9 protein-coding genes are annotated in these 11253 nt (G+C 60.3%); 4 read left to right on the plus strand and 5 right to left on the minus strand.

Annotated features, from left to right (window positions below; translation table 11 throughout):
* Positions 1-27: 27 nt before the first annotated feature.
* From ACCD05_RS21610 to ACCD05_RS21620, 3 genes are all read right to left on the minus strand, one after another.
* Entirely contained in the window at positions 28-1026 is a 999-nt protein-coding gene (locus ACCD05_RS21610; RefSeq protein WP_026282735.1) for a glycosyltransferase family 2 protein, read from the minus strand.
* A 1241-nt stretch (positions 1027-2267) separates the two neighbouring features.
* A complete protein-coding gene (locus ACCD05_RS21615) occupies positions 2268-3074 on the minus strand; it encodes a glycoside hydrolase family 16 protein (RefSeq protein ID WP_047513959.1) in 807 nt (268 codons plus the stop codon).
* A gap of 3 nt (positions 3075-3077) precedes the next feature.
* Entirely contained in the window at positions 3078-4199 is a 1122-nt protein-coding gene (locus ACCD05_RS21620) for an acyltransferase family protein (RefSeq protein WP_413395239.1), read from the minus strand.
* A gap of 540 nt (positions 4200-4739) precedes the next feature.
* On the opposite strand from ACCD05_RS21620, the gene ACCD05_RS21625 reads away from it, so the two are divergent.
* Entirely contained in the window at positions 4740-5699 is a 960-nt protein-coding gene (locus tag ACCD05_RS21625; protein WP_413395241.1) for a glycosyltransferase family 2 protein, read from the plus strand.
* 61 nt (positions 5700-5760) lie between these two features.
* Here the strand turns inward: ACCD05_RS21625 and ACCD05_RS21630 are convergent, their stop codons facing one another.
* Entirely contained in the window at positions 5761-6762 is a 1002-nt protein-coding gene (locus ACCD05_RS21630; protein WP_413395243.1) for a glycosyltransferase family 2 protein, read from the minus strand.
* Between the two features lie 130 nt (positions 6763-6892).
* The gene (locus ACCD05_RS21635) at positions 6893-7165 is read right to left on the minus strand and encodes an exopolysaccharide production repressor protein (protein WP_047513954.1); all 273 of its coding nucleotides are present in this window, start codon (positions 7163-7165) and stop codon (positions 6893-6895) included.
* Between the two features lie 768 nt (positions 7166-7933).
* Between ACCD05_RS21635 and ACCD05_RS21640 the strand changes: the two genes are divergently transcribed.
* The 3 genes from ACCD05_RS21640 to ACCD05_RS21650 all read left to right on the plus strand — a co-directional run bounded on the left by ACCD05_RS21640 (position 7934) and on the right by ACCD05_RS21650 (position 11238).
* On the plus strand, positions 7934-8614 hold the full coding sequence (locus ACCD05_RS21640) for a sugar transferase (protein ID WP_047513953.1): 681 nt from the start codon (positions 7934-7936) through the stop codon (positions 8612-8614).
* A gap of 65 nt (positions 8615-8679) precedes the next feature.
* Positions 8680-9951, plus strand: a complete 1272-nt coding sequence (locus ACCD05_RS21645; RefSeq protein WP_047513951.1) for a polysaccharide biosynthesis/export family protein — start codon at positions 8680-8682, stop codon at positions 9949-9951.
* A 9-nt stretch (positions 9952-9960) separates the two neighbouring features.
* Complete coding sequence (locus ACCD05_RS21650) at positions 9961-11238, plus strand: O-antigen ligase family protein (RefSeq protein ID WP_209234805.1); 1278 nt, start codon at positions 9961-9963, stop codon at positions 11236-11238.
* Positions 11239-11253: the final 15 nt, after the last annotated feature.

Here is an 11253-nt window from a genome sequence, read left to right on the forward strand (position 1 = left end):
GTTTCTCTGTCTGTTCGGGGGGCTGGTTCACGACGCCACCTTTCTGCCGCGGAAGCTGAGGAGTTCCATCCAGAAGCCAGCCGACCAGGCGAAGTGCATCACCATGGCGGATACGGCGGCCAGCGGGCCGTAGGGGTTGCGCTGGCCGATCGCCATCCAGAAACCGTAGCCGACACAGGCAACCGCCCAGAGGCTGAACGGGATGACGGCGGCCCAGTTCACCACGGCCAGGAATGCGCCGATGAAGACGGGAACGACCAGAAGCGGCAGCATCTGGCGAACATTCGGCATGCTGCCGTGCTTCAGGATGTTCTTGGCGCGGCCGCGGCCGTAGCCCAGATACTGCCGGAACAGCGTGGCGACGCTGGAGCGCGGGTAATAGACCATGCGGGTCTTGTCCGTCATCCAGATGCCAAAGCCGGCCTTTTTCAGGCGGTAATCGAGCTCGGCGTCTTCATTGTGGCTGAAGGTCTCGTCGTAGCCGCCGACGGCCTCGAAGGCGGCGATGCGCATCAGGGCGTGGTGGCCGTGATTGGTCCAATGGCCCTTGGCGCCCTCGCGATGCTTCGAGCCGCCATTGCCGAGCTTGGAGTTCTGGGCGAAGGCGGTGGCCTTCTGGAACATGCCGAAACCGACGGTTTCCATCGATACGACCACGGAATCGGCCTGGGTGGCGACGGCTTCCTCGACGAGGCGGCGGCAGTAATCGTCGGGATAGTCGCCATGGGCGTCGATGCGGATGAGATAGTCGTAGTCGCGGCCGAAGGTGGCGACGGCCAGATTGGTGGCGGCGCTCTGCAGGCGGCGGGGATTGTCGAGCAGCACGATGCGCGGATCGGACATGCTGATGCGGGCGACAATCTCGCGCGTCGCATCCTTGCTGCCGCCGTCGGCGACGACGATCTTGGCGTTCATGTGATCGATCTCGCGGCTCAGCTTGGCGAGCAGCGGCTCGATGTGCTTCTCTTCGTTCAAGCAGGGGATGATTATGAGACTGGAGACGCTGGAACTGGCATCAGGCTGCATGGTTGTCCACCCTTCTGGAGATACGGTTTTTGGTGCGGATGCACTGCTATCGCCCCTCTCGACGGCAGCAGGCACAAGGCGGGAAAGGCTGGCGACGAGCGCTTCGCAGTCGCTGCGGTCGGCGAGCCAGGTTTTCTGATCGGTTAAGGCGACGGCTTCGCTGAGCGCATGGTAGCGCTCGCCGGTCATGGTTTCGAACAGCGTGCGCAGTGCCGCCGGGCTTGCATCCGGAAGGGCAAGGCCGATTGATTTTTCGCGCAGGAAGCGCGCGGTCTGCGTGCCTTCGAGAGCGATCGGAACGGTGCCGTAGAGGCAGCCTTCGTAGAGCCGGTTCGGCAGCAGCCAGCTGGAGTTCAGGCCTTCCTCGAAGAAATCGATCGCCCAGGAGAAGTGGACGTCGTCGTAGATCGCCCTCAAATCCTCGGGGTTCTTGTATGGGCCTTCGAAGCGGAGATAGGGTTCGCTGGCGACGAAGCCGTCGAAATCCTCAAATTCGGAATAGGCGGGGCGGCCGCGCAGCACGATCTCGACGCGGCCTTCCATGAGGCGCGAGAACTCGGCGAGCATGGTCAGCGACTTCCTGCAACGGAGCGCGCCGAACCAGCCGATCTTCCAGGGCTGGCCGGGCTGTTTCAGCGGGCGGGCGATGGTCGGCTGAACCGCCTGGTCGATCGATATGACCTTGTTTTCGATCAGCAGCGTTTCGGCTTTGATGCCGGAGCGCGGCGCGAAGTGGTGTTCGATGAAGGCGGGCGAGCTCGTCATGATCAGCTGAGCGTTGCGGCCGAAATGGGCCTCAGTGCCGCGCATGATCTTGCCGACCATGTCGTTGCGCGAGAGCAGCCGGTGAATGTCGAGGCATTCGTAGACGACGGGCACATCGCCGCCGAACATCGCATTGGCGCGATCGGCGACGGCAAGCGCCTCGAGATTGCGGCCGATGATGACGTCGGGCTTGTTGACCGTCTTCAACAGGCCTTTCAGCCCGCTCATCGCTTTCACGACAGCGCCGATGCGCTGCGCAAACTTGGCGTCGGCGGTGCGGCCAAGCTCGATCGGCGTGATGCCGTGCACTTCGGCGAGGCGGTTTTCGCCGCGCCGGAAGCCGGCCAGCGTCACCTCCGCGCCGCCCTCGCGCAGCATCAGCACCCGCCGCCGGACGGCGGGATCCGAGAGATCATGCACGAGATACAGGACTTTGAGCATGGCACTCCTTGTCATTTGTGCGCCTTCGGCGCCGATCAGTTCAGCGTGCATGCGATCGATTCAGGGAACTGGCACTTGTCGCCGGGGGCCGTGTAGGCGAAGCGCTCGACCTCCAGCGATGTCGGCTTGGTGTAGGCGAACTTGCCCATCCAATCCTTCAGCGTGTCGGTGCCCCAGAGGCTGAAGAAAATCTTCTGCTGGCTATCCGGGATCTTTGCGGGATCGGTGACATCCTGAACGAGCTTGCCGTTCAGATAATAGCGCAGCCGGCCGGGCTCCCAGACGAAGGCGTAGTCGTTGAAGCCGTCATCGGCATTGGCGCCGATCGGAACCAGCTTCTCATTGCCGCCCTTGGCCTTGATGTACTGGTTGACCTGCACCTGGCCGGAATTCTTGCCGAGGATCTCGAAGTCGATCTCGTCATGCGGCTTTTTGTCGGCCGGGCCGATATAGGTGAAGAAGGCGGAGTTCAGGCCGGGACCGGTGGCTGTCTTCATCCGGGCCTCGTAGGTGCCGTAGCCGAAGCGCTTCTTGGTCTGGATTTCGCCGCAGAGATAGTTGCGGTCCTTCGACTGACCTTCAGCGAATGACAGCTGCAACGCGCCGCCTTCGACCTTCACCTGGTTTTTCGACCAGGTGCAGTTCTGATGCGGGCCGTTGTTCCAGCCGTCGGAAATGAACCAGACGCTGCGGTCGAGCTTATCGAAGTTCTCCACGAAGGAGGCACTGCCCGGTTGTTGCGCGGCTTGCTGGGCAACGGCCGAGGAGGCGCCGAGGAGGAGCGTGCCGATGATACCGAGTGCGGGGCAAAGTTTTCGCGCATGGGCGATTTTGGTCGTCATGTGTCACCTTTGCTGTGTAGCGAGTTTGGAAGGAGCCGCGCCCGCCGTGACAGGCTTTTCATAGGGCTTCTTGGCGCGAGCGCCGGTCAGGACGGCGTAAAGGCGAGGGGCGATCTTGCGGCAGAGATTGTTCGAGAAGGCCAGGAACGGGAACAGGACCGCCAGCGAGAGAATGAAGAAGGCCGGGTAGAAGCTGACGCCCGCTTTGCCCCAGACGATCCACATGAAGATCAGCAGCGGATAGTGGCTGCAGAAAATCCAGAAGCTCAGGCTGCCTGTTTTCGACAGCCGCTGGCCGATCTGTGTCTCGATCAGCGGCGCCGACAGGAGCCAGAAGCCGAGCGCGCCGAAGATGGCGAGCGTGTTGCGCAGGAACTGGACCCAATCCGGCAGGCTCGGGCCGGTCATGTAGATGACGGTGGCAAGCGCCGCGCAGCTGGCGAGCAGGAGGACCGCGCCAAGCGTGGCGAAGCGGTCGAGCGCCTTCAGGTCGATCTTGTTCAGGCCGATATAGATACCAAGGCTGAACGAGAAGAGGATGGAGCGCTTGAGGACGACATAGAGCGATGCCTCCGGCACCACGGCAACCACGAGCAGCACCGACAGCGTCAAAAGCGGCGCATGGCGGATCAACCATGCCAGCAGCGGCGACAGCAGGATGCAGACGAACAGGTCGCGCAGGAAATAGAGCGGCACGTTGACCGGGAAGTCTTCCACCGCAAACAGCTGCGTCATCAGCTCGCGCGCGGAGGCCTGCCACGGGTTCGGCACGTATCCGTCGCCAAGGCCGACGCCGAGCGCCACAAGGATCGCCAGGAAAAACAGCCCGTTCCACAAGAGGAATGGCAGGAGCACGGTCTTGGATTTCGTGCGTACCGTTTTCAGGTAGCTGAAATTCTCCAAGCCGCCACGGAACAGGAGATAGCCGGAAATCGCACTCAGGCAGGGCACACCCACCCTGAACAGCGCTTCCGCCAGGAATACTCTCAGCCAATCGAAGGCGCCGTAGGTCCCGACAAAGGGACTGGTCTGGTCGCCGAATGGTATGTGTACGAAGACGATGCCCGAAATGAGCACAATCCGCATCAGGTTGATCCGTGAGGACACGTTGGTATCAACATTCACGTTGTCAGTCACCCCTTTTGGGTCGCAGCTCCCCTTTGCAACCGTTTCAATCAGAGCAGACTTCAGCCCGCAGCGAGGGAAGTTAGGGCGAATTCACGGAAGAAAATATGGCACTGCAGCAAAAGTGATCGATCACGCCGTTTCGTAACGGATACTACTTGCCGTAATAGATCGAGGAAAATACGCGGCCTGGGTGTCTCCGCCCCGGCCAGAAGCCAGTGTCAGCAGTGCATTCAAGAAAATGATTATATTCACTGGCTTAGGCGCAAAAGGCGTGGTGCGGCGCACGAAAGTTTTTATCAAATGAGAGGAAATGTTACAGTAGCCGTCCGCAAGTGGTTCATCATTTATGGTCGGAATGGGGCGATCTGATCCGGAATGGAGCGTTTCCGGATCGAGGGGCCGTCAGCGGTCTTCCTGCCGCCTTTGACAAATTTCGGCCGAAATGCCCCTGATGCTTGTGCGGTGCAGCAGCTGGCCTAGATGGCACGGCTAAAGGCACCGGCCGAAGCACCAATTCGAACCTCTCAGGGAGAGAGTATGGCGACTTTCACGATCATTATTCCGTTCTACCAGCGGGATGACGGCATCCTCAGACGGGCGCTTGCGTCGGCGTTTGCGCAGAGTTTTCAGGACTTCGATATCATCGTCGTCGACGATCAATCGCCCTATGCGCCGGCAAGCGAGCTGGCGCCGCTGAGCGCCGAAGAGCGGGCGCGAATCACCGTCGTCAGTCAGCCGAACGCGGGGCCGGGCGGCGCGCGCAATACTGGGCTCGATCATGTTCCCGCCGACACGCGCTATGTCGCGTTTCTCGATTCGGACGACATCTGGACGCCGGATCATCTGAAAAACGCGTTCGCGGCCATGGATACGCTCGGCGGCGATTGCTACTGGGCGTCGATCGAGGGCGGGGCGGAGTTCGACTATCACTTCGGGATCGCGGCGCTCGCGAAGATCGACGGTGCCAAGCGTCTGATGGAGACGCCGCATATTCTCTCGGTTCCCGATATTGCGGGGGTGATGATCAACGACTGGGCCTTCCTGCACATGTCGTGCATGGTCATCGGCCGGCCGCTGATCGAGACGGTGCGTTTCGATGCGGCGCTGCGGCTGGCGGCGGAAGATGTCCTGTTCTTTTGCGACTGCATGCTGGCGGCCGAGCAGGTTCTCTTGTGCGCCGATGCGGGCGCGTTGCGCGGCGAGGGGATCAACATCTTCCACGGCGTCGACAACACGTCGCCGGAGTATCTGAAGCAGCAGTTCATCACCTGGATGGCGCTCGACCGGCTGGAAAGCCGCTTCGCCTCGCGGCCGCGCGAGATCGCGACCATCCGGTCCTACAAAAGCCGAGCGCGCAAGCAGGCACTGTGGGGGCAGGTGGGGCAGCTCAAACGCCGCCGCCGCCCCGATTTCGGCCTGCTCGCCCGCTGGCTGGTGCAGGATCCAAGGCTGATCCAGAGCGCATTCCAGCTCGCCGCCGGCAAGCTGGTAAAATAACTGGTCTTTGCTATCGCATGTCGGTGCCGCAAAACCGCGGCACAGTTTTGCGCGACATGCTTTACTCCGCCGGCGCGTCGAGCAGATAGCGAAGGCGGTCGCCGCTTGAGGTGACCGCCACCCCATCCGGGTTGCGCCAGCGTTCCGTCTTGTCGGCGAGAATGCCGCCGGCGATTGCCGGGAAGGCGGAGGGATGGGTCGCGACATAGGTGATCGCGGCGCCGGCGCCCTTCTGGTTCTTGATGTCGAGAAAGTGGCGCAGCTCGAATTTGGCGCGAATGTGCTGTTCGTGCCGGCGCACGGCGTCCGCCGCCATCGGCTTCAGCTTGAAATCCTTGAGAAGCGAACGGTCCGCCTCGTAAAGGCGGCGCAGGTCTTCCGTGCGGTGGCTTCCGCTTAGCGAATTGCCGCGCACGACGGCGCCGTAGCCGCAGCTGTGGATCACCTTGTAGCGGGCGCCGAGCGCAAGCGCGCGGATGTAGAGATCGTAATCCTCGCCGAGGCGCATGTCCTCGCGGTAGCGCAGCTGATGCTTGTCGAGAAAGCTTCGGCGCATGACGGGCTTCAGGAAGCCGATCTCGCCGCGGCGCACGCCGCGCTTGGATATGTTGCCGTCCACGAAGGTCGTCAGATCGAGATAAAGAGGGTTTTCAGCGAAGCGATCGAGCTTCTGCGGCGCCTGGGCGACCGTGTCGGCATCGACGAAGGCGATGTTGTCGGCCACGAACTCCCAATCATCGTCCGAGAGCATGCGGGAGAAGCGGCCGGCGAAGAAGAAATCGTCGGCGTCCAGAATGGCGATCAGCGGCGATGTGGAGATATCGATGGCATGATTGCGCGCTGCGGACGGGCCCTTGTTCTTCTCGAACCTGACGATCCGGAGCCTGCCGGTGGCGTCGTTGCCGCGTTCGGCGGCTTGCGCCGTGGAATCGCTTGAGCCGTCGTCGACAACCACGACTTCGGCGACCTCAGGCTCGAGAAGTGCTGATCTGACGGCGATTTCGATCGTATCTGCCGCGTTCTTGGCGGCGATGATGACGCATATGCTAGCTGTTTCAGCCACGCTCTACCTCCGTTGTTTCGCCCAAGACCTAGGACGTTGCAGCGCAGCAGACAACAAAGAGCGCTTCACATGATGTTACGAAGGGTGGGTTCGTGAGCGGCAAACGGGCAGTTACGGCTGCCCATGGGGCTTAGCGATTGAACGGCTCGGAGCTGTTGAACGGCGGTACGTGCAGCTTTTCAGCCTCTTCGGCGCGGCCGGCCGCGCGCTTGGCGCCGCTGCGCTCCTTGCTTTCCTTCCAGACGAGGTAGAGCACGCCGCCGAAATAGCCCGCCTGCAGCAGGATCGCACAGATCACGGTCTTGATGATGGTGCCGGATAAGGAGCCGCTCAGCCAATAGGTCGCGACGGCGAACACGGCGAGTGCGCCCAACATGCTGACAAAAACGCGAGGTGCATACATTTGTTGCCTCCCCAGATGGTGCCCTTCAATGAACAGCCATTGAATACGCGGCCACACCAGGACCCTTTTGTAGATTCTTTTTACAGGACTTCGTCATATAACTAAAGCGGTGAAGACGTCGTTTGCGCCTGTATTCAGTATCTACAAGTGTCATCTTAAAGCTTTGTTCCGGGTATTGGTAAAAATGCCACTTATCGGTCTGGCCGCCCGGCAATCGGAAAACGTCGTTAAAGTTGGGTTTCGATGTGAGGGTTGCATCGAATTTGACAATGCACGTTCTTGTTTATGCCACAATCGATACCCGCTGAGGTGTAGTGGGCGCGTTTCGCATTCAACTTTTATTACAAAGATTTAATTTCAACCGATTTGTGAGTGCGGCGCAAAAATGATGCTGCGATGCAATAAAACGCCCCTGTTCAAGTTTAAAAACAGGTCCGTTGCAGAAGTGATGGCCGCGCTCAAGAACTTTCGACCGCGACCGGTCACCCCTGTAAACTTCGCTCGGGGTGTATTGGCAAGAAGTCACGGGACATTTTATTTCGATCTGCAAATATAGTTTTGATCGCTTTGGTGGAATCTAAATATGTTTCAGCGACCACTGAAATACAAAAAGTTGAACAAATGTTTCCAAAACCGTTCGATAACGACCGGTTTTAAAAACGTGGCTTAAAAAAACAAAATCCCCTCATACACTCCCAACTCGTCAGCGCTAGCTTAGCGTCCTGAGCCTTAACCGACCAAACGGCAAACATAAGTGGAGTTACCTCTATGAAGTCTGCGACGAGATCGGACAGTTCGCCATTTTATGGCGCAGTTCACGAAAACGCGTTTCCGCCCACGGGCGGCTTCGCAAAACGGGCATTCGATGTGTCCGCCGCCTGCCTCGGGCTTCTGTTTCTGAGCCCAATCTTTTTGATGGTGATGCTGCTTGTGAAGCTTACGGACAAGGGTCCGGCCTTCTATGGCCATCGCCGTATCGGCCACAATGGCCAGGAATTCCGTTGCCTGAAGTTTCGGACAATGGTCACCAATGGCGACAAGGTGCTGCAGGACTATCTGCGCAACAACCCTTCCGCCATGGATGAGTGGCGCGCCACGCGCAAGCTGCAGAACGACCCTCGGGTCACTGCCGTTGGCGCCGTGCTGCGCAAGCTGAGCCTTGATGAGCTTCCCCAGCTCTTCAACATCATTCGCGGTGAGATGAGCGTCGTCGGTCCGCGTCCCGTCGTTCAAGACGAACTTGAAATGTACGAGCACGCCGCCGTCTTCTATCTGCAGTCCCGCCCGGGCCTTACCGGTCTCTGGCAGGTCAGCGGACGCAACGACGTCTCCTATGCCGCTCGCGTCGCTTTCGACACTCACTACGTCGAAAACTGGTCGATGGCCCGGGACGTTGCGATCATCGCAAAGACCATTCCCGCCGTCTGCGCTCAGCGCGGAAGCTACTAACGGCATCCTTACGCCCGACGAGCACGTCTTATGGCTCGCCGTCGGGACGAAACACGGGGAAAAATATGAACGAACGTCTATTTGGCAGTCAGGCTGGGCGATCCCGTGCCCTTCGATCCGGTGTTGCAGTCGCTGCCGGGTTGAGTGCATTCCTGCTGTCTTCATTCATTGCCAGCGCGGACGACTACCGCCTTGGAACCATGGATAAAGTGAAGATTCGAGTTGCCGAATGGCAGACGGCGGATGGGACGATCCGCGACTGGTCTGTCGTCAGCGGCGACTACACGGTTGGCCCATCCGGCAGCATTTCGCTGCCATTCGTCGGCGATCTCGCCGCTTCCGGGCAGACCACCGACGCTATCGCCAAGCAGATCGGCATGGCCCTTCAGAAGCAGTTCGCCCTGAAGGACCGGCCGTCGGCATCCGTCGAATTGTCGGAATTCCGCCCTGTCTATCTCTCCGGAGACGTGGAGAAGCCGGGTGAGTTTCCGTTCGCGCCGAACCTGACCGTTGCCAAGGCTGTCAGCCTTGCCGGCGGCCTTCGCCGGGCCGATTCCGGCCAGCGGTTCGCCCGCGATTTCATCAATGCCAAGGGCGACGCCGTCGTCTACATGGCGGACAGGGCACGGCTTCTGGTGAAGCAGGCTCGTCTTCAGGCCGAAATCGACAACAAGGATAGTTTCGAGATTCCGGCCGAGCTGAAGGACAAGCCGGAGGCCAGAGCACTCGTCGACAGCGAGAACGCGCTCATGACCTCGCGCAAGAAGCGGCTGACGCTGCAGCTTCAGGCACTCGATGACTTGAGAGCTCTGCTGCAGAGCGAAGTCGAGACGCTTGCCAAGAAGACGCAGACGCAGACCCGCCAGCTGGAGCTTGCCACGGCCGATCGCGACAAGGTCGACGATCTCGCCGAGAAGGGTCTGGTACTCAGCGCCCGCAAGATCACGGCCGAGCAACGCGCGGCCGATCTTGAGGCGATGCTTCTGGACATCGACACGAACTCGCTCAAGGCCAAGCAGGATATCAGCAAGGCCAACCAGGACGAGATCACGCTTCGCAACGACTGGGACGCTCAGCTTGCCCAGGAAAAGCAAAGTGCCGATGCGCAGATCGATCAGCTCAACCTGAAGCTCACGACCAGCAACTCGTTGATGGCCGAGGCGCTCACGCAGTCCACGGATGCAGCCCGGTTCGACACATCGACCGGTGCCGCCAGCATTGCCTACTCCGTCATCCGCGACGTGGATGGCAAGCCGAAGGAAATCCCGGTGCAGGAAAGCACCGCATTGCAGCCCGGCGATCTGATCAAGGTCACCGCCGGACTGGCCATGAGGTAACGAGGCAGTATGCGTATCGCTAAGTCGGCGCTCATCCAGCCCGGCGGGAATGTGGCCTATGCCGTTCCCGCCGTGGCGCTCTCGCTTTTTGCATTCGCCTACTCGCTCAGGTTCGGGCAGGTGGCGATCCTGCTTTACTATGCGCTCTGGTTGCCGCTGATCGTGGTCGATTACCGCAAGGTGCTCGGCAACTACAATCGCTACGCCTGGATTTACGCCTTCGCGGCGATCGCCTTCCTGTCGGTCTTCTGGTCGGCGGCACCCAGCGTGTCGATGCGCGCCGCCATTCAATATTTTACGCAGGTGCTTTGCGCGCTCATCGCGGTCAGGGTGCTCGATGCCAGGACGCTGACGCTTGGAATGGTCGCCGGCATCGGCATCGTTCTCGTCTATTCGGTGCTGTTCGGTCACTACGAACTCGACGTGATGGACAACACCTACAGCTTCGTGGGTGCTTTCGCGTCGAAGAACCAGCTCGGTTTTTATGCCTCGCTCGGCCTGATCGCCTGCTATGCCACCGTCTTCATTTTCGGCGAACGCCGTCCATCATGGCTGGGTGCCACAGGCGTCGTCGGGCTGCTATCCGCCTACTGCCTCATGGTGTGCCAGTCGGCGACCTCGGTTTTGACCGCGGTCGTGGTTCTGGCGCTGATGGTCGGCCTGCGTGTGGTGCTGACGCTGACGCCCGACCAGCGCAAGCTGCTCGTCATCGGCGGCGGTGTCGCGGTGATCGTGCTTGCGGTCGCCGGTGTCTATCTCGGCGCGGTCGATGCCGTGCTCGGGATTTTTGGCAAGGATTCGACGCTCACGGGGCGCACCTATCTGTGGCAGCAGGGGATCGAGGCCGCGGCCGACAATCCCTATTTCGGCGTGGGCTATCAGGCCTATTGGGTTCAGGGCTTCTCGGAGCCGGAACGGCTCTGGGAAGAGTTCTTCATCGGTTCGCGCAGCGGCTTCCATTTCCACAACACCTATATCGAAACCGCGGTGGAGCTTGGTCTCGTCGGCGTATTCATCCTGGCCTTCACGCTCTTGAAGATCCTGTGGGGGCATCTTCGCCGTCTCATCGAAGATATCAGGAACGACGAATCCTATCTGCTGTTTGCCATTGCCGTGCTTCTGGTGATCCGCTCCTTCGTCGAGATCGACATTCTGACGCCCTATAACGTCGGGACGTTCCTGTTCTATTTCTGCGCCGGAAAGCTGATGAGCGTGCGCCGCCAGCCGGATGTCGCGGCATGGGCGCGGCAGGCACGGCAGCCCGAACCGTTGATGCATTCGCACTAAAAAGCATTGTCGGCC

It is taken from the genome of Rhizobium sp. Rhizsp42 (assembly GCF_047304155.1).
In the GTDB taxonomy this organism is placed as follows: Bacteria; Pseudomonadota; Alphaproteobacteria; order Rhizobiales; family Rhizobiaceae; genus Rhizobium.

What these genes read in the sequence shown, in the direction of transcription:
- ACCD05_RS21610 (WP_026282735.1), bottom strand. Translation starts at nt 1,026, where the DNA reads ATGCAGCCTGATGCCAGTTCCAGCGTCTCCAGTCTCATAATCATCCCC.
- ACCD05_RS21615 (WP_047513959.1), bottom strand. Translation starts at nt 3,074, where the DNA reads ATGACGACCAAAATCGCCCATGCGCGAAAACTTTGCCCCGCACTCGGT.
- ACCD05_RS21625 (WP_413395241.1), top strand. Translation starts at nt 4,740, where the DNA reads ATGGCGACTTTCACGATCATTATTCCGTTCTACCAGCGGGATGACGGC.
- ACCD05_RS21635 (WP_047513954.1), bottom strand. Translation starts at nt 7,165, where the DNA reads ATGTATGCACCTCGCGTTTTTGTCAGCATGTTGGGCGCACTCGCCGTG.
- ACCD05_RS21640 (WP_047513953.1), top strand. Translation starts at nt 7,934, where the DNA reads ATGAAGTCTGCGACGAGATCGGACAGTTCGCCATTTTATGGCGCAGTT.
- ACCD05_RS21645 (WP_047513951.1), top strand. Translation starts at nt 8,680, where the DNA reads ATGAACGAACGTCTATTTGGCAGTCAGGCTGGGCGATCCCGTGCCCTT.
- ACCD05_RS21650 (WP_209234805.1), top strand. Translation starts at nt 9,961, where the DNA reads ATGCGTATCGCTAAGTCGGCGCTCATCCAGCCCGGCGGGAATGTGGCC.